This window comes from Cytobacillus horneckiae (assembly GCF_002835735.1).
Lineage (GTDB): Bacteria > Bacillota > Bacilli > Bacillales > Cytobacillaceae > Cytobacillus > Cytobacillus horneckiae.
Genome location: NZ_PISD01000074.1, coordinates 12,608 through 33,910 on the forward strand (window position 1 = coordinate 12,608; position 21,303 = coordinate 33,910).

The 21,303-nt window shown below is 39.5% G+C and carries 20 protein-coding genes; all 20 read left to right on the forward strand.

Annotation, left to right across the window (positions count from 1 at the left end):
- Window positions 1-390: 390 nt before the first annotated feature.
- The 20 genes from CWS20_RS24875 (at window position 391) to CWS20_RS24970 (ending at window position 21,016) form a co-directional block, all read left to right on the forward strand.
- Window positions 391-1,479: an iron-containing alcohol dehydrogenase family protein gene (locus tag CWS20_RS24875; protein WP_241504263.1), complete on the forward strand. Its 1,089-nt coding sequence runs from the start codon at window positions 391-393 to the stop codon at window positions 1,477-1,479.
- A 25-nt stretch (window positions 1,480-1,504) separates the two neighbouring features.
- The gene (locus CWS20_RS24880; RefSeq protein WP_066193502.1) at window positions 1,505-2,494 is read left to right on the forward strand and encodes an ABC transporter substrate-binding protein; all 990 of its coding nucleotides are present in this window, start codon (window positions 1,505-1,507) and stop codon (window positions 2,492-2,494) included.
- Between the two features lie 137 nt (window positions 2,495-2,631).
- A complete protein-coding gene (locus CWS20_RS24885; protein ID WP_066193504.1) occupies window positions 2,632-3,429 on the forward strand; it encodes an ABC transporter permease in 798 nt (265 codons plus the stop codon).
- Window position 3,430: 1 nt separating this feature from the next.
- A complete protein-coding gene (locus tag CWS20_RS24890; RefSeq protein WP_066193505.1) occupies window positions 3,431-4,207 on the forward strand; it encodes an ABC transporter ATP-binding protein in 777 nt (258 codons plus the stop codon).
- A gap of 24 nt (window positions 4,208-4,231) precedes the next feature.
- Window positions 4,232-5,428 (forward strand): aminotransferase-like domain-containing protein, encoded by a 1,197-nt coding sequence (locus CWS20_RS24895; protein ID WP_066193506.1) that lies wholly within the window; start codon window positions 4,232-4,234, stop codon window positions 5,426-5,428.
- Between the two features lie 246 nt (window positions 5,429-5,674).
- Window positions 5,675-5,899 carry a hypothetical protein gene (locus tag CWS20_RS24900; RefSeq protein ID WP_066193507.1) on the forward strand — a complete coding sequence of 75 codons (225 nt, stop codon included), beginning with the start codon at window positions 5,675-5,677 and terminating at the stop codon, window positions 5,897-5,899.
- 172 nt (window positions 5,900-6,071) lie between these two features.
- On the forward strand, window positions 6,072-7,154 hold the full coding sequence (locus tag CWS20_RS24905; protein WP_066194295.1) for an ABC transporter ATP-binding protein: 1,083 nt from the start codon (window positions 6,072-6,074) through the stop codon (window positions 7,152-7,154).
- Between the two features lie 26 nt (window positions 7,155-7,180).
- On the forward strand, window positions 7,181-8,086 hold the full coding sequence (locus CWS20_RS24910; protein ID WP_066194299.1) for a carbohydrate ABC transporter permease: 906 nt from the start codon (window positions 7,181-7,183) through the stop codon (window positions 8,084-8,086).
- Window positions 8,083-8,895, forward strand: a complete 813-nt coding sequence (locus CWS20_RS24915) for a carbohydrate ABC transporter permease (RefSeq protein WP_066193509.1) — start codon at window positions 8,083-8,085, stop codon at window positions 8,893-8,895. The genes CWS20_RS24910 and CWS20_RS24915 overlap by 4 nt, the downstream gene beginning before the upstream one ends.
- A 16-nt stretch (window positions 8,896-8,911) precedes the next feature.
- Window positions 8,912-10,249 carry an ABC transporter substrate-binding protein gene (locus CWS20_RS24920; protein ID WP_066193511.1) on the forward strand — a complete coding sequence of 446 codons (1,338 nt, stop codon included), beginning with the start codon at window positions 8,912-8,914 and terminating at the stop codon, window positions 10,247-10,249.
- 31 nt (window positions 10,250-10,280) lie between these two features.
- Entirely contained in the window at window positions 10,281-11,003 is a 723-nt protein-coding gene (locus tag CWS20_RS24925) for a glycerophosphodiester phosphodiesterase (RefSeq protein ID WP_066193513.1), read from the forward strand.
- Window positions 11,004-11,341: 338 nt separating this feature from the next.
- Window positions 11,342-11,869 (forward strand): TRAP transporter small permease, encoded by a 528-nt coding sequence (locus CWS20_RS24930; protein WP_066193515.1) that lies wholly within the window; start codon window positions 11,342-11,344, stop codon window positions 11,867-11,869.
- 24 nt (window positions 11,870-11,893) lie between these two features.
- Complete coding sequence (locus CWS20_RS24935) at window positions 11,894-13,171, forward strand: TRAP transporter large permease (protein ID WP_066193517.1); 1,278 nt, start codon at window positions 11,894-11,896, stop codon at window positions 13,169-13,171.
- A 16-nt stretch (window positions 13,172-13,187) separates the two neighbouring features.
- The gene (gene dctP, locus CWS20_RS24940) at window positions 13,188-14,240 is read left to right on the forward strand and encodes a TRAP transporter substrate-binding protein DctP (protein ID WP_066193518.1); all 1,053 of its coding nucleotides are present in this window, start codon (window positions 13,188-13,190) and stop codon (window positions 14,238-14,240) included.
- 78 nt (window positions 14,241-14,318) lie between these two features.
- Window positions 14,319-15,269 carry a phosphotransferase gene (locus CWS20_RS24945; protein WP_066193519.1) on the forward strand — a complete coding sequence of 317 codons (951 nt, stop codon included), beginning with the start codon at window positions 14,319-14,321 and terminating at the stop codon, window positions 15,267-15,269.
- Between the two features lie 191 nt (window positions 15,270-15,460).
- Window positions 15,461-16,726 carry a dicarboxylate/amino acid:cation symporter gene (locus CWS20_RS24950; protein WP_066193520.1) on the forward strand — a complete coding sequence of 422 codons (1,266 nt, stop codon included), beginning with the start codon at window positions 15,461-15,463 and terminating at the stop codon, window positions 16,724-16,726.
- Window positions 16,727-16,874: 148 nt separating this feature from the next.
- On the forward strand, window positions 16,875-17,696 hold the full coding sequence (locus tag CWS20_RS24955; RefSeq protein WP_066193522.1) for an STAS domain-containing protein: 822 nt from the start codon (window positions 16,875-16,877) through the stop codon (window positions 17,694-17,696).
- A 116-nt stretch (window positions 17,697-17,812) separates the two neighbouring features.
- Window positions 17,813-18,370 (forward strand): class D sortase, LPxTATN-specific, encoded by a 558-nt coding sequence (locus tag CWS20_RS24960; RefSeq protein ID WP_066193524.1) that lies wholly within the window; start codon window positions 17,813-17,815, stop codon window positions 18,368-18,370.
- Window positions 18,371-18,574: 204 nt separating this feature from the next.
- Window positions 18,575-19,498 (forward strand): ketopantoate reductase family protein, encoded by a 924-nt coding sequence (locus CWS20_RS24965; RefSeq protein WP_066193526.1) that lies wholly within the window; start codon window positions 18,575-18,577, stop codon window positions 19,496-19,498.
- Window positions 19,499-19,555: 57 nt separating this feature from the next.
- Window positions 19,556-21,016, forward strand: coding sequence for a PAS domain S-box protein (locus CWS20_RS24970; protein WP_066193528.1), 1,461 nt, complete (start codon window positions 19,556-19,558; stop codon window positions 21,014-21,016).
- Window positions 21,017-21,303 lie beyond the last annotated feature (287 nt).

Below are 21,303 nucleotides of genomic sequence, written 5' to 3' on the forward strand. Positions count from 1 at the left end.
GATAAAAAATGAAAGAATAAGGCTTTGAAATAGCTAGGTGAAGAAACGAATGACAGGTTTCAAAAAAGAAACAAAATTTGTTATATATAAATGAAATTAAAAAGTAAAAAAATATTTGTAATATCTGTTTGCTTACTATTTCCTAAATGGATATGAATCATTAGATATACTACCGTTTAATTTTACTAATATAACAATATCTTTAAGGTCAACTTAATTATTTCCAATTGAAAAAATATGTATAAATTTACCTGTCTCTTAAATAGAATATTTTATACTCTTAATCTAAAAAGATATATTGACATACAATTTTCAAACATTTATATTAATAAAATAGAACTAATAAATATACAAAGATATGCAGAAAAGAAAGGACGACCTGTTTTGAAAGTGACTGTAGGACCAGCTCAGTATGTACGGAAATCTGGATTATTATCTGAAATTGGTTTATATATAGAAAAATTCGGCAAAAAAGCTGTATTAATTGGCGGAAATATTAGCAGAGAAATAGTAGAAACAAAATTAAGAGAAGGTATGGCAAACATGGGGATAACGCTTGAACAATCGCTTTGGTACGGCGGTGAAGCGTCACGCACAAATGTTAACGACCTCGTAGAGAAGTTAAACAGGGTTGACTATGATGTCATTATCGCAGCTGGTGGAGGAAAAGCGCTTGACACGGTTAAAGCAGTAGCTCATCACGTCAACAAGCCGCTTGCAGCCATTCCGACGATTGCAGCTACTTGTGCAGCGACAACACCAATTTGGATTACATATAGCGACGAAGGAGAGTTTACGGATATTAGCCGCGATTCAAAAGTGCCGGATATTGTATTAGTAGATGCTGATGTGATTCTTCAATCACCGGTGCGCTATTTAATCGCTGGAATCGGAGACACGCTTGCCAAGTGGTTTGAAACAAAAACCTCTGTGAAAAAAGCGGCGCCAAATGCGCGCAACCAAACAGCGATTGCGATTGCTGGTCAGCTTTATGAAACGATGCTGAACATTGGCAAACAGTCGGTAGTTTCTATGGAAGAGAAAAGAATGACGAGTGAACTTGAAGATATGATTGATGCAGTCATTCTCATTAGCGGAAGCGTGAGCGGTTACGGAGGCGATGATTGCCGTACTGCTGGAGCGCATGCGATTTATTCTGGCTTGACGATTTTTCCAGAGGTTCATGAGACCTATCATGGGGAGATTGTAGCTTTCGGCATTTTGGCGATGCTTTGCATGGAAGGCGAGGAAGAGAAGGAAATCGAAGACTTGATTTCTTATTACCAAGAAGTCAATCTTCCATATACCTTGCAGCAAATGAATGTGACTAAACTTTCTGAAGCACAGTGGAAAGAGCTTGGAGAAGTGTCAGTAACGATAGAAGATATGGCAAACATGCCGTTTGATGTCACACCGGATATGGTTGTAGCAGCGGTGAAACAAGCAGATTCAATAGGGAAGAAAATGCTAGTTAAATAGAATAAAATCTTTGGGGGAAAATTCGATGAAAAAGTGGATTGTTATGCTTTGCACATTTGCATTAGTTATAACGCTGGCAGCTTGCGGTGGAGAGCAGTCATCCGGAAGCGGATCAGGTAAAAAGAAAGAACCATTAAAGGTCACTCTGCCAACATGGACAGGATATGGCCCGTTATTTTTAGCAAAGGAAAAAGGATTTTTTGAGGAAAATGGCATCGATGTAGAGCTATCAATCGTTGAAGGGTTAGGTGAGCGTAAACAAGCGCTGGCAAGCGGAAATATTGATGGCATGGCAACTGCGCTAGATGTGCAAGTATCACTTGCAGCTTCTGATATTCCGTTGAATGTTGTTTGGATTTTGGATGATTCTTACGGCGGAGACGGCATTCTTGTGAAGGAAGATATCGCAGGAGTAGAAGATTTAAAAGGAAAAACAATGGCGTTTGAAGTAGGGTCCACAAGCCATATGCTTGCGTTAACTGCATTGAACAATGGCGGTTTAACAGAGAAGGATGTAGAGGTTGTACCAATGTCTGCAGGCGATGCAGGTGCAGCATTTGCAGCAGGAAAAGTAGATGCAGCTGTTACTTGGGAGCCATGGTTATCAAATGGAACTGAAGGAGATGGCAAAGTGCTATTAACAACGAAAGATCTTCCAGGAATCATTGTTGATACTGTAAGCTTTAGAGAAGATGTGATTAAAGAGCGCCCGGATGATATTGAAGCATTTGTAAAAGCAATGGGTCAGGCAATGGATTTTTGGATGGAAAATGAAGATGAAGCAAATGAAATTATGGCAAAAGGCCTGAAAATTGATACAGAAGAATTTGTTGCAACAGCTGAAGGCTTAAAGTTCTTCACAAGTGATGAAAATAAAGAAGCCTTTGGAACAGAAGACAGCAAAGGCGCGATTTATCAATCTACCGAAGAGGCGATTAAGTTCTATTTAGAGCAGGAAATCATTGATAAAGAACCAAAAGCAGAGGATATTATCAACGCGAGCTTCTTAAAATAAAACTTAGCTTAAAAAGCCTATCCTATGAGATATTTCTGTTCTCATTCGTTAGGCTTTTTCTAGATTAAGAGAACATTTAAAACAGCAAGGATAGGCATCTGGATATGAAAAAAGAAAAATAGGATCGGGTGAATAAAATGGTAAGAAAAATATTTACACCTAAAAAAGATATATCAAAAAAGCTTTATACTTCGGTCGGAATTTTTACATTTATCACAGCTCTTGCGATTTGGTCAATTTTAACATATGGTGGATTGGTAAATCCGCTTTTCCTGCCAACGCCATCAGCAGTTGTGACAACAGGAATTGACTTATTTGCAAATGGCCATTTGCTTTCAGATATCGGCATTAGTTTTTCAAGAGTATTAGTTGGTTTTCTTGTGGCAGCAGCGATTGGTGTACCGCTTGGAATCTTAATGGGATCGTTGAAGATTATGCAGGGTGCCTTTGAGCCGATTATTGGGTTTATTCGCTATATGCCTGCTTCTGCTTTTATTCCGCTATTGATTCTTTGGATCGGACTTGGAGAAACACAAAAAATGAGTGTGATTTTTCTAGGAACATTCTTTCAATTGACACTGATGATTATGGATGTAACGAAGAATGTGCACAACGATTTAATTGATGTGTCCTATACGTTGGGCGCTTCAAAGATTCAGGTATTTACAAGAGTCATCCTGCCAGCGTCATTACCGGGAATTGTTGATACACTCCGCATTACATTTGGCTGGGCATGGACGTATTTGGTTGTTGCAGAAATCGTTGGTGCGTCCAGCGGAATTGGCTACATGATTATGCAAGCCTCAAGGTTCCTGCAGCCTGATAAAATTATCGTTGGTATTTTAATTATTGGTTTACTTGGCTTGTTGACAGATATGTTGTTTAAGATCATTTACCGCAGGTCATTTTCATGGATGAGAAAGGATGGTATGTAAAATGGCGACACCAAAGCTTGAGATACAGGATGTTGGCAAAATCTTTAAAACGAAGAGCGGTGAGACAACCGCTTTGGAAAGAACCTCCTTTACAATTGAAGATGGCGAGTTCGTCACAATCCTAGGACCATCCGGTTGCGGAAAATCAACGGTATTGCGCATTGTAGCAGGACTTGAAGAAGCAACTTCAGGAAAAGTGCTTCTGGATGGACAGCCGGTTGAAGGACCAGGTCCTGACCGCGGAATGGTATTCCAGTCATATACACTTTATCCATGGCTAACAGTAAAGGAAAATATTACGTTTGGGTTAAAATTAAAAGGAGCATCACAGAAGGAACGGAACGATTTGGCTCGCCACTATTTGCAGCTGATTGGTCTTGAAGGGTTTGAAAATCATTATCCGGTCCAGCTTTCAGGAGGAATGAAGCAGCGTGTGGCGATTGCGCGCGCGCTTGCAAATGATCCGAAAGTGCTGCTGATGGACGAGCCGTTCGGGGCATTAGATGCGCAGACGCGGAATATTATGCAGGAAGTGCTCTTAAAAGCATGGGAAGAGTCAAAGAAAACGATTCTCTTTATTACACATGATGTGGACGAATCTATTTTTCTAGCAGATTCAGTATACGTAATGACAGCGAGACCCGGCCGTTTAAAGAAAAAGGTGCCAATCGATTTGGCCCGTCCGCGAGATTTCAGTGTAAAAGGAACACCGGAATTTGCTACGTATAAAGAAGAGTTACTGGGATTAATCCGAGAAGAAAGTTTAAAATCGATTTAAATGAGAGAAAGGTGCATGGTCTAATTGAACATAGAATCCTTTTTTCCGAAAGACATAAGAAAAGCATTGAGCAAAGAACCACCCGGCTCATGGATGACCGCAGTGCCAAATGGATGCATTCGGCTGAACTCCGGTTATCCTGCGAAAGAGCTGGTTCCTTCAAAAGAGATAAAAGAAGCAGTAAGCAGACTGCTGTATGAGGAGCAGGACCTGCCGCTTCATTATTTAGGCAGCCCAAGAATGGATAACTTAAAGGGGCAAATTCAAGAAAGACTGGCAAGCCGCGGAATGAATATCTCCGAAGAAGAATTGCTCATTACAGCAGGCGCCTGCCAGGCAATCGATTTGATTGCTCGAATTTTGCTCGACGAAACAGCTGTAGTATTCGTTGAAGCACCAACATATATGGAAGCGCTAGAAGTATTTCAAAATTATACTAACCAAATTATAACTATTCCAATAGATAAAGATGGAATGCAAACAGCGGAGTTAGAAAAGATGTTAATGGAAAGAAAGAACGAAGGATTGCCAAATCCCCGTCTCCTATACACCATTCCGACTTTCCAAAACCCAACTGGTACAACGCTATCTCAGCAACGAAGAGAGCATATCATGCAGCTTGCGAAAGAATATGATTTTTTAATTCTTGAAGACGATGCATACGGCGAATTAGCATTCAGAGAGAGCCCACAGACATTAAAGTCGTTAGATACAGAAAGTCGAGTCCTTCACGTAGGCTCGCTATCTAAAGTTGTCGCTCCCGGCATGCGCATCGGTTGGGTTGCCGCAGCTTGCCAATTCATAACTTCACTTTACTGGTTCAAAAAGGATTTAGATCATCCATTCAGCCAGTCAATCATGTCTGCTTATTTGGAGCTTGTCAACTTTGACCAGCGCACAGCAGTCCTGGCAGAAAAGTACGAGAAAAAAGCGACTGCTTTATTAAATGCACTGACAAAGCACTTTCCGGATTCGGCAAGCTGGTATCATGCAGCTGGAGGCTACTTTGTGTGGGTGAAGGTTCCTGGTGTGAATACATCGGAAATGCTTAATCAAGCTTTAAAAGCTGGAGTAGCTTATGTGCCTGGCCAGTATTTTTTCTTAAATCAAGAGGATGGCACGGAATATTTGCGATTGTCGTTTAGTTATGCAGATGTTGGTGAAATTGAGCGCGGTGTGGAAATTTTAGGAGAAGTAATACAATCTTATTTACGAAAATAATAAAAGGGATTCCGTAAAATCAGCAGAGCTGAAATTTACGGAATCCCTTTTCGCTTATATAACAGCTGTTTTGACTTTCCTGCAGTATAACTATATCGGAACTAGAACTAAAGTAGTTAATAGCTTGTTAAAATAATTGATCCCCCTTTTATACCTCACCTCGTCTATACCATACCTCCAATTAATAAACTGAACTTAAACCTTGGAAACAATAGGTCTACACTGAAATAAAAGGTGCTTTTCTACATGAAGCACGGAAAAAAATTTACAGAGATAAGAGGGATATATCTCCGTCAAGCCCCTGAAAAAAGCTGCTTTCACAGAGATAAAAGCGTTTTATGTAAGAAAGCACTAATAAAAATTACTCTACATATAGAGAAATTCCCTTATTACCCACTTTATAGAAAATTAACCGAAGATTTACATGAAAATACCAAACGTTTATATTCCCTTCATATTCCAAAAGTATGATGAATATATAACAAGTGGATAGACTTGCTATTGATGAGAGGGGGCCATGTACACGACGAGTAAATGGAGTGATTTACATTCATCGGTATATGGCCCTATTTTGTAAGGCTAATGGCGAACCGTTATTGAAGCGAAGGGAATTTTGAAATAGGAAGTGAAAGGGGTGCAGCAATTGAAGGCTTTGCAGCTGAATCAAATTAGAAAGTCCTATCAGCAGGGAGCGGAAGTCCTCAAGGGGATTGATGTTGCGATTCAACCTGGAGAGTTCTTTGTTCTTGTTGGTCCGTCTGGCTGTGGTAAAAGCACGTTGCTTCGGCTTTTGGCAGGGCTTGAGGATGTATCTTCGGGTGAGATTTATATTGGAAATGAATTTGCGAATCGTTTAAAGCCGAGTGAGAGAGAGCTTTCGATGGTTTTCCAAAACTATGCATTGTTCCCGCATATGACTGTGGAACAGAATATTATGTTTGGTTTGCATGTGAAAAAAATCGCCAAGGAAGAACAGAGGAAAAGATGTGAGGAAGCGGCAGAAATGCTTGGCCTTATCCCGTATTTGAAAAGAAAGCCTAAGGAGCTTTCGGGCGGACAAAGACAAAGGGTAGCGCTTGCGCGCGCAATCGTGAGCCATGATCCTATTTGTTTGATGGATGAACCATTATCGAATTTAGATGCGAAGCTGAGAGCGAAGATGCGATCGGAAATTCGCCAGCTCCAGCGCAAGCTTGGAATCACGATGATTTATGTTACCCATGATCAAACTGAGGCGATGACGATGGCTGACAGGATGATGATATTAAATCAGGGAGTCATACAACAGATAGGCAAGCCGCTAGATATTTATAATCATCCACAAAATGCATTTGTTGCCTCATTCATTGGCGCTCCACCAATGAATATGATACCAGCGAATGTTGCCGATAGCGTACTACATATAACTGAAAACTGGAGCATGGATGTTGATATCGATTGGCAGGGTGATGTGATAGCGGGTGTTAGACCGGAGCATATTCAGCAGGCGAAGAGCGGAACCCCTTCCTTTACAGCAGAGGTTGTTAATGTTGAAATGCTTGGCACAGAAACGCTGATTAGCTTTGAGATTCAAAGCGGACTGCAGTGGACAGCCAAATGGCAAGGGCAGCACCAATTGAATCCCGGTGACATTGTTTCTCTGTTCATCGACCAAAATCAAATGGTGTTTTTTGATGAAAAGGAAAAGGTGAACATCGAATATCAAAGTTTGGGGGCAGTCCAATGAACATCCCCAACGTGGAAAAACAATCGATGAAACTACAGACGAAAGGACATAAAAGGCACAGAAGACGCTTCAGCTTTTTAGAAGGCTGGCTATATTTGCTGCCATCACTTTTTTTATTCACCGCCTTTTTATTTTATCCGATGGTCAGAACTGTTTATTTAAGTCTGTTCTACACGGATACACAAGGCAAGCCAATGGCATTTGCAGGAATGGAAAACTTCACGGCATTGCTCAGTTCTTCCTCTTTTTTATTGAGTGTCAAATCGACTTTTTTATTTGTTCTCTATACTGTGCCAGTTGGGGTGCTATTGGCCCTTGGTCTAGCCTTATTAGCAAATCAGAAGCTGGCAGGGATCGGCTTTTTTCGCACCATTTTTTCATCAACGATGGGAATGAGTGTGGCCGCTTCTTCAGTTATTTGGATGTTTATCTATAATCCGTCAATCGGGTTTGCTAATCGCCTGTTGACTTGGTTTGGTTTGCCTGAGATGCAATTTCTTTTAGATCCGAGCACAGCCTTAATTGCGGTAGCAGTGGCGACCATTTGGATGAATACAGGTTTTACATTCCTTATCCTTTTGGGCGGCTTGCAAAACATTGATTCACAGCTATATGAAAGTGCAAAAATTGCTGGTGTCAGCACGATTTATTCGTTAAGAAAAATAACGCTGCCGATGCTGTCGCCAACATTATTTTTTGTCATCACGGTTTCGATGATTAATTCATTTCAAACTTTTGGACAGATTGATATTTTAACAAAGGGCGGGCCGATTGATTCGACCAATGTCATTGTTTATTCGATTTATAAAGATGCATTTATTAACTATAATATCGGGTCGGCGAGTGCACAGGCTGTCATTCTTTTCTTATGTGTCTTCCTTGTAACTATCATTCAATTTAAGCTCGGCGAGAGGAAGGTACATTATCAATGAGCATAGGAAGAAAAATCATTCTTTATACGCTGCTGACTATCGCTGGAATAATCATGTTTTTCCCGGTTGTTTACGCTTTCATGATCAGCTTTATGCAAGGCGGGGAAGTACTCCAAGGGAAACTCTGGCCGGATAGCTTCTCTTTCGAAAATTATATAAATGCATTTGAAAAAGTGCCGCTTCTCAAATATTTGCTGAATAGCATCATCGTATCAACGGTGATTACTGCAGGGCAATTAATCCTGTGTAGCCTGGCTGCTTTTGCCTTTGTTTTTACACAATTTAAAGGAAAGAACCTGCTATTCATGCTGTTTATTTCAACCATGATGATTCCGTGGGAAGCGACAATGGTGCCAAATTTCCAAACAATTCAATCGCTAGGCTGGCTGAACAGCTTTTATGGATTGACGATTCCGTTTTTTGCAATGGCTTTTGGAACCTTTCTACTGAGACAGCAGTTCAAAACGATACCAATCGAGTTATATGAAGCTTCGCAAGTGTCTGGCATCAGTCGTTTTAAGTTTTTCTTAACCGTCGTTTTGCCTTTGTCAAAAACAAGCCTAATCACGCTTGGAATTTATTGTTTTTTAACAGCTTGGAATATGTATTTATGGCCGTTGCTTGTGACCAATGATGAAAAAGTAAGAACCGTTCAAATTGGATTGAAGCAAATGCAAACGCAAGAGATAGCATCGGAATGGGGGGTGGTGATGGCAGGGGTCATGCTAGTAATCCTGCCGACTTTATTATTAATTTTCCTCGGACAAAAACGTTTGCAGGAAGGTCTGACCAAGGGCGCAATCAAATAAAAAAGGGGAGAGTTGAATGAAGAAGAAAAGCTTGTTTGCCATTTTTTTAATGATGGTTATGCTGTTTGCTGTAGCATGCTCAAATAATGAAACGACTGGATCTGAGTCAGAAGGTAATCAAAGTGAAGGTCCTGTTGAAGTTGTTTTCTGGCATTCAATGAGCGGTGAGCTGGAAGGTGTAGTGAAAGAGGTTGTTGACGGCTTTAATGCTTCTCAAGATGAAATTAAAGTCACGCCAATTTTCCAAGGTACTTATGAGGAAGCCATTACAAAGTTTAATACAGTGGCAGGAACAAAGGATGCCCCAACAATTATGCAAACATTTGAAGTGGGTACGAAATATATGATTGATTCTGGGAAAATTCAGCCTGTGCAAAAATTCATAGATGAAGAAGGCTATGATATGTCACAGTGGGAAAAGAATATTACAAACTATTACTCTGTTGAAGATACGCAATATTCGATGCCGTTTAACTCGTCCACACCTGTTTTAATTTACAATAAGGATGCTTTTAAAGAAGCGGGGCTGGACCCAGAGAAGGCACCTGAAACGTATAGCGAGCTGAAGGATGCAGCGAAAAAACTGACTACAGGGGACCAAGTTGGATTTTCAATTTTGAATTATGGCTGGTTTTTTGAGGAGTTAGTAGCTGTGCAGGGCGGGCTTTTTGTGGACCAGGATAATGGGCGTACCGGTGACGCAGCAAAGGCTGTATTCAATGGCGAAGAGGGTCAAAATGTCTTTAATCTGATCAGCGAAATGTATAATGACGGCACATTTTATAATACCGGGCAAAACTGGGATGATATTCGCGCTGCCTTCCAATCTGGAAAAATTGCGATGTATCTTGATTCATCAGCGGGGATAAGAGCAACGGTCGATAATGCACCATTTGAGGTAGGCACAGGCTATTTGCCGATTCCTGATGGTGTGGAAAGACAAGGTGTGATTATTGGCGGTGCTTCTTTATGGATGGCTAGTGATATTGATGAAGAAAAGCAAAAGGCGGCATGGGAATTTATGAAATATGTAACGACACCTGAAGTACAGGGAGATTGGCATTTAAAGTCAGGCTATTTCTCTATTAATCCGGCAGCCTATGATTTGCCTGTCGTCCAAGAAGAATGGGAGAAATATCCGCAGTTGAAAGTGACGGTTGATCAGTTGAAGAATACGATTCCTTCCGAAGCTACACAAGGCGCACTGATCTCCGTTTTCCCAGAAGCAAGGCAAAAGGTAGTGAGTGCGATGGAAAGCTTATATCAAGGAGCGGACCCGAAGGAAGCCCTTGATCGTGCGGCTGAAGAAATAGATAGGTCACTGGAGGCGGCGAATAAAAAATCTGGGAGTTAATCTAGAGACAGGTGGAGAGGAGGAACAAGAAATGGTCAGTCATGCCTCTATTTTTGCCCATCGCGGATTAAGCGGTCATTATCCGGAAAATACGATGGCTGCCTTTCAGGCGGCAATGGATTCCGGTGCAGATGGAATTGAGCTTGATGTGCAAATGACGAAGGACGGTCAATTGGTGATTATACATGATGAGCGGATTGATCGGACAACGGATGGAAATGGGTATGTAAAGGATTTCACTTATGAAGAATTGAACGAGCTTGATGCGGGCGGCTGGTTTGCTTCCTCCTTTACAGGTGAAAGCCTGCCGACACTTGAGAACGTGTTCCAATGGCTTGTAAAAGAGAGCAATCGATTAACACTCAACATTGAATTGAAAAACGATATTATCCATTATGAAGGAATGGAAGAAAAGGTACTTAATCTCATTGATGACTATCAGCTGGAAGAGAGAATCATCCTTTCTTCGTTTAATGCCCAAAGCTTGAAAAAGGTAAGAGAACTCCATCCAACCATATCTATCGGATACTTAATAGCAGGAATCCGCACAGATGCCCTAGCTGTGGCAGAGGATATAGGGGCAGATGCGATACATTGTCAGGAGGACTTTGCGCTTTCTAATTACGGCAAGAAAGCGCTGGAAGCAGGGTTTCCGCTGCGGGTTTATACTGTGAATCGATATGAGGCAAAGGCTGATTTAGTGGCAGCAGGAGTAGAAGTGATCATGACGGATTATCCAGAACAATTTAAGTGAATTCAATTTCGAAAAGGGACCAAGTCATAGAAAAGACTGATTTGGCTCTTTTTTATATGTTAATTAAATATTTAAAATTATTAGATTTTTCATTGACGAAAATATTTTTTCTATGTAAAATCAAATAATAACCTCTGAGATATCAACTTTATGTCCCCAAAAATGTTTCCTCGTAAGATACAAAATTGAAAGCGCTTCATGAATAACATGGATCTTCCTGAGATTAATGTATTAGTCAATTAACGTATTAAACTAGTGCTTATTCTTAACTGAAATTCACTATGCTGCTGTTCCTAGTGGGGTAGTCAATAAACATTCTTAAAAGGGAGGGAGTCTATTTGAAAAAATTTAAAGCGGGATTTGAGTTTGTAGAAAAGATCATCTTTAATGCGGGAGCAGTTGTTCTTTGCATCATGATGATCTGGATTTTCCTTGATGTATTATTCAGGTTCACAATGAATAAGCCGATTCCGGGTACAGTTGAGCTAACTGGGGAATATTTAATGGTTTTAATTGTTTACTTAGGACTTAGTTATACGTTAAAGCATGATGGTCATGTCAAAGTTGTTTTCTTATATGACAAGTTTAATGATCAATGGAAAATGAGAACAACGTTCATTACTAATCTACTCGCGACCATTTCTTTACTCTTTATCGCGGCATTAAACTTTAATGAGTTTTTTGTTTATCTGCAATATGATTTAAGGTCTGTCGGAATATTAAGCTATCCGCTCGCACCTGCCTTGCTGATTATTTGCTTAGGTTCACTGTTACTTTCAGTTAGATTGATTATTAATATGATTGACATTGTTACAGAAAAAAAAGCACCGGTTCATTCCTCGATATCTGAAGGGGAATCGATGTAGGCATAAAAGAAAAGGGGGGAGAATATGACTACAGCATTTATCATTGTATTACTTCTCGTATTGTTGTTTATTGGCATGCCGATTGGCTTTGCTTTAATTTTTGTAGGCTCTCTAGGTATTTTACTTGTTGGCGGCATTGATGCCTTTTTTGGGATTCTATCATCCACAGCCTACCGCAGCGTCAATAGCTTCACATTAACAACGATACCTTTATTTATTTTAATGGCTAATTTCATTTCTAAAAGTAATATCGCCAAGGATTTATATGACTGTATTTTAAAGTGGATTGGTCATATTCCCGGCGGTGTAGGGGTTTCAACAGTATTCGCCAGCGCTGGCTTTGGTACATTATCCGGCTCAAGCATTGCAGCAACCTCGATTATGTCAAAAATCTGTATTCCGGAGATGGTAAGGTCTAATTATAAACCGAGCTTTTCAGCCGGTCTGGTTGCTTCATCAACAGGTACACTTGCAGTGCTCATTCCGCCAAGTGTTCCTTTAATACTATATGCTGTACAGACTGAAACATCGATAGGCCAGCTCTTAATTGCCGGAGTCATTCCAGGTGTTGTTCTTGCCATTCTTTTAGTCGTATTTATAGTTTTTAGCTCTTTAAATAAAAACACAGTGATTGAGAAGGCGACATGGGCAGAGCGCTTCCAATCATTAAAGTTCATTTGGCCGATGGTTGTTCTTGTGATCGTTGTTTTAGTCATCATCTATTTTGGGATTGCGACATCGACTGAAGCGGCCGCCTTTGGTGCTCTTGGCGCTTTAATTATTGGCATGCTATTAAAGAGATTGAATGTAGGGTCAGTTGTAGATGCTTTTAAGGACGCATTACAACAGACGGCAATGATATTTACGATTGTCATTGGCGGCTACATATTTGCTTATTTCTTTACTTTATCAGGTGTAGGCCAAAGTATGATTGCGGCTATTTCTGATAGCGGTCTTTCAAAATGGACCATACTGTTCTTAATTATATTATTCTATTTAATATTAGGTTTATTTATGGATTTAATCGGATCGATGATTTTAACATTGCCGCTCGTATTCCCGATTATTGTCAGCCTTGGCTTTGATCCGGTTTGGTTCGGGGTTTTGGTCGTTTTATTATTGGAAATCGGCCTTGTGACACCGCCAGTAGGAATCAATTTATTCATTACGAGCAAGTATTCTAAAATACCAGTTGAAAAAGTCTTTTATGGATCGGTTCCGTTTATTTTCATACTATTATTCTTAGTTTTATTAATCGTTGTTTTTCCAGATCTGGCGTTATATTTGCCAAATAATATGTAGGAAGAGGTGAAAGTCCATGAAAAGAAAAAAGCGTAAAGGATTATTCCTTTCATTATTTCTGACGTTCATCATCATAAGTGGATGCAGCTCTTCTTCCACTGTTATTAATGAAGAGGAAGTGAGAGTCCGATTTGCGACCTATGTTCCCGTGACTTCCCCCGTCTATAAACATTTGGCCGAGCCATGGATGGAAAGAGTCGTTGAGCTGACGGATGGGAAGGTAGAGTTCAATACTTATCCTGGAGAGCAATTAGGAAAAGCACATGATATGCTGAAGTTAACGAGGGATGGAGTGATTGACATCGGTCTTTTTCCGGCAAATTACTTTCCTGAATATATGCCAATTACGAGTGCGCTGACCGGATTTCCGAGCTTGAACACATCATCTTATCAAGGAACGGTAGCATATAATGAGCTGTTGAAAATAGATAATGAGATGATTCAGAGGGATTTTAATAATAATCGAATTGTTCCTATAATGGGGCATGTATCACCGACATATGATATTTGGACAATTGAAAAGGAAGTAAGAGTTCCAGCAGATTTGAAAGGGATAAAAATAAGGACAGCCGGGGGAATTACAAATGAATATTTCAGTCACTTTGCTGCTGTGCCGGTGACAATTTCCCACACAGAAACTTATGAAGCGTTGGAAAAAGGAATTATTGATGCAGCTAATTATTCAAGTGTGGGGGTGGACGCATCAGGTACGAAGGACTTATTAGGGCATGCCACCTTCCCGCACATTGGAACAGCCATTCATGCGCTTGTAGTAAACGAAAGAATCTGGAATCGCATCCCGGAAGATGTTCAAGAAGCGATGCTTCAGGCCGCTGACGAAATCATTGAAGACTCGGGCAGGATCTATGATGAGGAGACGGAGGTATTTAATCAGCTATTTGCTGATGAGGGCGGGAAAATTATTGAATTGTCAGAGGAAGAGGAGCAACAGTGGGATGAAGCGGCTGCAGAATTTATAAAAACATGGATCAGCAATAATGATGATAAGGGCATACCTTATCAAGAAGTATTGGACCAATATAGGCAGCTTTTAGAAAAAGTAGAATAAAGAATGAAATGACTCTGCTTTTATAGCGGGTCATTTTTTTGAAGAGGTTGAAGATAGAAGGCATAAGGGATACACTATATGACAGTTAAAAGTATCTGGAGAGGGGGGAGCAAGATAGCAAATTTATGGGATAGTGAATTTGAAATATCCGCTCAGCTTGCAAAGAAAGTCATTGAAGAGCAGTTTCCCTTCCTAAAACCAGCTGCAGTCCATCGAGTCGGCTCTGGGTGGGACAATACCATCTTTCTCGCCAATGACTGCTATATGTTCAGGTTTCCAAGGAGGAAAGCTGCAGTGCCGCTCATTGTTGCAGAAAACCATGTTCTGCCGCAAATCTCTGCATATATTGAAGGTGAGGTTGCCATCTCTTTACCGATTTACAAAGGCATGCCATCTGAAGTATTTCCTTATCCATTCTCTGGATATGTAGCAATTGTAGGACAAACAACGGCTGAACTGGCAATAACAGAGAAGCAGCGAATCGCGATTGCACAGCCGATGGCAACATTTTTAAAAAAACTGCATGAGATCCCTTTTGAACGATTGAATGGTGTAGGACCAGATACGATAGGCAGATTGGACTTAACAGTGCGAGCGCCTAAGCTAGAAAAAGAATTAGCAATCCTTGAGGACAAAAAGCTTATTGCTGAAAAAGCATCTTATATAAAAATCATTGAACAGGCCAAGAAGGCAGAAAAGACAAAGGAGGCCTTTGTCCATGGTGATCTGTACTTTCGGAATTTTTTAGTTGCTGAAAAAGGAAATGACCTTGCAGGTATTATTGACTGGGGAGACCTCCATATAGGAAATCCTGCTGTCGATCTGGCAGTAGCCTTTAGTTTTTTTCCTCTTGAAGGAAGAAAGCTGTTTTTTGAAACTTATGGAACCGTGGATGGAGATACATATTGCCTGGCTCGATTTAGAGGGTTATATGTAATGTCTTATTTAGTGTTTTACGGAATGGATATTCAAAATCAGCAGATAATAGATGAGGCTTTATTATCACTCAAGTATATTATTGATGAATAATAATTTGCCAGTAGATTCAATTCATAAAATAAGCTACAATACTTAAGGCGGCCAAGGACCATCTCGGCCGCTTTGTTAGCTTTAATGTACTATATTATTCCTTATAAGTGGTTTATAAGCAAAACTGTCGGATTCGACGCAATCCATCGTTTTACTTATGAAGACCTACAGAATTGGAAGGAGCTATGAATATGGGAAAAATATTCTCAACCTATAAATCGACGATTCTGTTATTAGGAGCGATTATTATCGGCGGTATTGCCGGCGTTATATTTGGTCCTAGTACAGCAGTTGTAAAGCCATTTGGCGATTTATTTTTAAATTTAATGTTTATGATTATTGTTCCTCTTGTGTTCTTTAGTATTGCATCAAGCATTGCAAATATTAGCGGAATGAACAGATTAGGAAAGATTATGGGCAGTACCTTTCTAGTCTTTTTCTTAACTGCTGTCGTTTCAGCCGTGCTTGGATTTGTAGGTACAACAGCCGTTGATCCGTTGAAAAATACAGATACAACAACGATTACGAATATGATGGCAAATGCAGAGGTTGAGACGAAAACAGAAGAGATTTCTTTATTGGCAAAGCTTGTAGAGACTGTAACGGTTACGGATTTCTCAATGTTATTTTCAAAAAGTAATATGCTACAATTAATTGTTTTTGCAATATTATTTGGCTTGGCAACTGCGTTAGTCGGAGAAAAAGGCAAACCGATGGCGAATTTCCTGCTTTCAGGAACTGAGGTCATGATGAAGATTGTTAAAATTGTAATGTATTATGCACCTATTGGCCTTGGTTGTTATTTTGCAACGATTATAGGAGAACTTGGTCCACAAATTTTAGGCGGATATGTTCGTGTGTTTTTGTTATATTTGGGAATTACACTTGTGTATTACTTTGGTTTCTTTACGTTGTACGCGTATATTGCTGGCGGCAAGCAGGGAATTAAAGTGTTTTGGAAAAATGCAGTTCCGCCATCTGTCACAGCAATTGCTACTTGTTCAAGTGCTGCAAGCATTCCAGTTAATTTGGATGCAACAAGAAAGATGGGTGTGCCAAAAGATATCGCTGAAACGGTAATCCCGCTAGGTGCGAATACACATAAAGACGGTTCTGTATTCGGCGGAGTCATTAAAATTGTCTTTTTATTTAGTTTGTTTGGCCATGAAATGATGAGCTTTACGACGATTTTAAGCATTATTGCCGTATCATTTCTCGTTGGCGCTGTTATGGGTGCAATCCCAAGCGGCGGTTTAATCGGAGAAATGCTCATTTTAAGTGTCTTTGGTTTTCCTCCAGAAGTATTGCCGATTATTGCAGTCATTAGCACGATTATTGATGCGCCAGCTACTTTGCTTAATTCAACTGGAAATACAGTTTGTGCAATGCTAGTCAGCAGGCTAGTGGAAGGGAAAAACTGGCTGAAAAATGCATTTCAAACCCGTCCAGCTCAGTAAAAAAATTTTCATAAAAGGTTTACTATCGATATAAAAAGGGTATTAAAGATTTGGATGTTTTTCGTGTATGATTAATACTAAATGTTGCAATGTTTATAAATTTATAGAATGATATAAATAGACTATTATCGATTAGGAGAAAACAAGGATGAAGACTTTTTATGAGTTTTTTAAAGAGAAAACCTGGGACTTGACGGAGCAATGGTATGCATCATTAGACAAAAGCCTTGACGGAGTTTACGGTTCTACTGACCAGGTGCAAATTGAAAATCTTAAAAAACAAAATTACTACTTTCATGAGATTTTTTGCGAGCTGTTTAATGAACAAGCAGAAGCTGTTGATGAAAAGTTTGATCAGTGGCTAGATGCTACGGCAAAGGATCCAGCCCATTTAAATACTCCACTGGACCAAATAATCGGCGAATTTCTAAGTGTACAAGAGAAATATTATGAACTTGTACAGGACTACATTGCTTACCTTGGTGATAAATTAAGCCATAAAGAAGTAAACACAATAAATCGTCAAATTAGTACATCATTTAACAAGTTGATTCGTGAATTCAGCAGAAGAAATATTGAAGAATCAGACAGAATGCTTAAAGCACAGCAGGAAATGATTACTGAATTAAGTTCGCCTGTAATTAAGATTAAGCATGATGTAGCTATTCTACCATTAGTAGGAGATATTGATACGCATCGTGCACAAGTGATTTTTGATAAAACGCTTCAGCAATGCAATGACATTCAAATTGAAGAGCTAGTAATAGACTTATCAGGTGTAGCCATTATAGATACGATGGTCGCTGCTCAGATTTTCCAAGTGATTGATGGGCTGAAGTTAATTGGTACTGTGGCAAGTTTATCTGGAATCCGTCCGGAAATTGCTCAAACGGCCGTCCAGCTTGGCATTAATTTCCGAGAGGTGAAGATTTATACTTCACTTGGACAAGCATTACAGCACACAAAGTAAAAAGCAGAGGGGATTGTCTCCTTTGCTTTTTTTATACTGTAGCATGCATTAATCGCAGACATAATCTCCTGAATATGGTAAATTAACATATATGTCGTTTATTATGTGAGGGAAAAATGAAAAAGATTGCATTGTTATTAATGGTAGTAGGTTTCTCTGTAATTGGCTATGGTTTATGGTCAATTATAGGCAGCAACTTGAAAGAAAAGGATTCACTTCAAACTGCAAAAGCGATTGTTAATGAAGAAACGAGCAAGGAAGGGCTATTTCAACCAGAGATAGGAGAGGTTGTCGGCGTACTTGCCATTCCTAAACTAGAGGCAGAGTTGCCAATTATTGAGGGAGCAGACCCTGATGAATTAGAGAAGGGTGTCGGCCACTATAGAGGCAGCTTTTATCCTGATGAAAATGGACAAATTGTTTTATCAGGACATCGTGATACTGTTTTTCGAGGGGTTGGCGAATTAGCTATTGGAGATATTCTTGAGGTTCAAGTACCCTATGGAACGTATCAATACAAGATTACGCATACAAAAATAGTTGATAAAGATGATACGAGTATTATCACTTTACAAGATTCAGAAGAGGAATTGATCGTGACAACCTGCTATCCATTCAGCTTTATAGGCGATGCGCCCGAGCGCTACATTATGTATGGAGAACGTGTAGAATGAACCTTGATATTGCTTCGAAAGCCTGTTGATTGCCAGTAATAGGCTTTTATTTTTGTCTGTTGATGCTCGTTATTGATCATTCAGCTTGCTACAGGGTGATGATAAAAAATAAACTTCTTTCCGCAATCCCCCACCTTTGCCTCTAAAACTTTTTGGAATTTTGTGATAAAATCTTGTTTAACAAGTAAGAAAGGACTTAGGTGAATGGGTATTCAGTCAGTTTCAATTATTGGTCTTGGTGCATTAGGAGTGTTGTTCGGAAATCAATTATCAAAAACGATGCCAGTCAGTTCATTACGTATTATTGCAGATAGATTAAGGATTACTAAATATGAAAGAGAGGGGGTATATTCAAATGGAGAGCGATGCCATTTCTCTTACTTTGCACCTGAAGAGAAGGTGGTGCCGGCAGATTTATTAATTTTTGCCGTTAAATATGATGGTCTAGCCGAAGCAATGGTGGCTGCTAGGAATCATGTTGGTGAAAATACGATAATTATGTCTTTATTAAATGGTATTTCGAGTGAAGAAATGATTGGAAGAGCATTTGGTCAGGAGAAAGTGCTTTATACTGTGGCGCAAGGAATGGATGCAGTGAAAGTAGGAAACCAATTAACGTATCATCATAGAGGAAAGCTCTGTTTTGGCGATGGTGAGCAAGGAATGATCTCATCAAAAGTAAGGGCAGTTGCGGAATTATTTGAAAAAACGGGTGTTCCTTTTGAAATTGATACCGATATGAAAAAGAGACAGTGGGGAAAATTTATGCTTAATGTTGGTGTCAATCAGACAGTAGCAGTTTATAAGGGAAGCTACGGGTGCATTCAACAGGAAGGTGAAGCGAGAGATACGATGATCTCGGCAATGAGAGAGGTTATTGAGCTTTCCAAGCATGAAGGTGTCACGTTAACTGAAGAAGATTTAGCTTATTGGCTTAATGTATTGGCTGGATTAAGTCCGCTTGGCAAACCATCCATGGCTCAGGATATAGAGGCGGGGAGACGGAGTGAAGTGGAGATGTTTTCCGGAACAGTCATTAGGTTGTGTGAAAAGCACAAATGCCCAATTCCACCGACAAATACATGGTTGTATGAAAACATAAAAGAAATAGAAACTCAATTTGTCTAAAGTTTTTTTAAGGGTATGCAAGAAAAAATTAAAAAGCTGAGATGTTTGGAGGTTTCTATGTCAAAGAATTACCCGATTTTTTATGACCATAGTGAATCAAAAAATTTATATCCAGATGTATTGATGAATATATTTGTGAACAGCACAACAAATGGTTTTGCTATATTAGATATGAATGACTGCTACACGAAAGTGAATAAAAAGTATACAGAATTATTTGGTTATTACATTGAAGAAATAATAGGACAAAAATGCACGATTTTTGTGGAAGGAGATTGTCTAAAGGAACATATAGATAAATCTAAATCAGGCTATACAATTTCTAATGTAATCAGCAAAGGATGTCATAAAGATGGGAAAGTATTGGATCTCGAAGTTTCCTGTTTGCCCATACGCAATCCTATTGAAGAAGTTGTTGGTGTAATACTTATATTAAAAGATATTTCAGAAAGGAAGGAAATGGAAAGGGAATTGAAGAGAACCCGTGAATTATATCAGTTAATCACAGAAAACACCTCAGATATGATTTTAGTGTATGATAAAAATAAGCGTATTATTTACGCTTCCCCTGCCCATGAAGCAATTTTTGGCAAGTCAGTAGAAAGCTTAATAGGGCAAAGTTTATTCCACGATATGAATAAGGAAGAAAGAGAATATTGCGAGTTAGTTTTTAAGAAAATAGAGGACACAGGTGAGCCGCAAATCGTTCAATCACGCATGAAAAATAAAGAAGGAGAAACGGTCTATATTGAATCAAATATCTCTCCTATATTTAATGAATACAATGAGATAGATTCATATGTCTCTGTTGGTAGAAATGTGACTGACCGTGTGAAAAATGATGATGCGCTGCGAAACCTGGACCGCTTATCTATTATAGGGCAGCTGGCAGCAAGCGTTGCTCATGAAATTAGAAATCCGCTTACTTCTCTGAAAGGCTTTTCAAAACTTCTTAACCATATTGATGAAAAGGATAAGCAAAAAGAATATTTATCGATTATTTCTCATGAATTAGAAAGAATTGACGGAATTGTTAATGAGTTTATGTCCTTGGCTAAACCGCAGGCAGTTGATTATGATTATTATAATTTAAACTCGATTTTGGAAAGCACAATCAATTTTCTTCACCCGCAAGCTGTGATGAGCAATGTGCAAATCTTATTAACAAAGCCGATTGAGCCGATTGAGCTGTTATGCAATTTAAATCAATTAAAGCAAGTATTTGTCAACTTCCTTCAAAACTCTATTGAGTCAATGCCTAACGGAGGAAGGGTCCAAATTGTAGTGGAAACTTTGGAAAATAAAAGGGTTCTTATCCAGTTTAAAGATGAAGGGACTGGAATCAGCTCAGAAGTGCTTCATTATCTCGGAACTCCGTTCTATACAACCAAGGATAAGGGAATCGGTCTAGGCTTAACTGTAAGCAATAAAATCATCCAGGAACATAACGGATCCATGAAAATCGACAGCAAATACGGCATCGGAACAAAAGTATCCGTAGAACTAGGCTACAACTAATGAAACTGCCAACCCGCCTAACAAAGAAAATACATAACACAAAATGCACCTGTTCCCCCAACAAGTGCATTTTTACTTGCCCACCACCCCATGTCGAATCTTGTGGGTGACAGGTACCGCTTTTGTCGAAATGTGTAGGTGACAGGTACCAACAAACGTATCGGTCTTAAGGCTGAGGGGGATTTACGATTGTGGTCCATGGAAATTTGGTGGGGATTTGGTGTATTCTTAGAGGGAAGGAAAGTGATTGAGTTTATTTTGAGTTCAGGGGCCAAATTGCAGAAGGA

What these genes read in the sequence shown, in the direction of transcription:
- CWS20_RS24920 (WP_066193511.1), top strand. Translation starts at nt 8,912, where the DNA reads ATGAAGAAGAAAAGCTTGTTTGCCATTTTTTTAATGATGGTTATGCTG.
- CWS20_RS24955 (WP_066193522.1), top strand. Translation starts at nt 16,875, where the DNA reads ATGAAGACTTTTTATGAGTTTTTTAAAGAGAAAACCTGGGACTTGACG.
- CWS20_RS24890 (WP_066193505.1), top strand. Translation starts at nt 3,431, where the DNA reads ATGGCGACACCAAAGCTTGAGATACAGGATGTTGGCAAAATCTTTAAA.
- CWS20_RS24915 (WP_066193509.1), top strand. Translation starts at nt 8,083, where the DNA reads ATGAGCATAGGAAGAAAAATCATTCTTTATACGCTGCTGACTATCGCT.
- CWS20_RS24910 (WP_066194299.1), top strand. Translation starts at nt 7,181, where the DNA reads ATGAAACTACAGACGAAAGGACATAAAAGGCACAGAAGACGCTTCAGC.
- CWS20_RS24885 (WP_066193504.1), top strand. Translation starts at nt 2,632, where the DNA reads ATGGTAAGAAAAATATTTACACCTAAAAAAGATATATCAAAAAAGCTT.
- CWS20_RS24925 (WP_066193513.1), top strand. Translation starts at nt 10,281, where the DNA reads ATGGTCAGTCATGCCTCTATTTTTGCCCATCGCGGATTAAGCGGTCAT.
- CWS20_RS24945 (WP_066193519.1), top strand. Translation starts at nt 14,319, where the DNA reads ATGACAGTTAAAAGTATCTGGAGAGGGGGGAGCAAGATAGCAAATTTA.
- dctP (WP_066193518.1), top strand. Translation starts at nt 13,188, where the DNA reads ATGAAAAGAAAAAAGCGTAAAGGATTATTCCTTTCATTATTTCTGACG.
- CWS20_RS24950 (WP_066193520.1), top strand. Translation starts at nt 15,461, where the DNA reads ATGGGAAAAATATTCTCAACCTATAAATCGACGATTCTGTTATTAGGA.
- CWS20_RS24900 (WP_066193507.1), top strand. Translation starts at nt 5,675, where the DNA reads ATGAAGCACGGAAAAAAATTTACAGAGATAAGAGGGATATATCTCCGT.
- CWS20_RS24970 (WP_066193528.1), top strand. Translation starts at nt 19,556, where the DNA reads ATGTCAAAGAATTACCCGATTTTTTATGACCATAGTGAATCAAAAAAT.
- CWS20_RS24880 (WP_066193502.1), top strand. Translation starts at nt 1,505, where the DNA reads ATGAAAAAGTGGATTGTTATGCTTTGCACATTTGCATTAGTTATAACG.
- CWS20_RS24965 (WP_066193526.1), top strand. Translation starts at nt 18,575, where the DNA reads ATGGGTATTCAGTCAGTTTCAATTATTGGTCTTGGTGCATTAGGAGTG.
- CWS20_RS24960 (WP_066193524.1), top strand. Translation starts at nt 17,813, where the DNA reads ATGAAAAAGATTGCATTGTTATTAATGGTAGTAGGTTTCTCTGTAATT.
- CWS20_RS24935 (WP_066193517.1), top strand. Translation starts at nt 11,894, where the DNA reads ATGACTACAGCATTTATCATTGTATTACTTCTCGTATTGTTGTTTATT.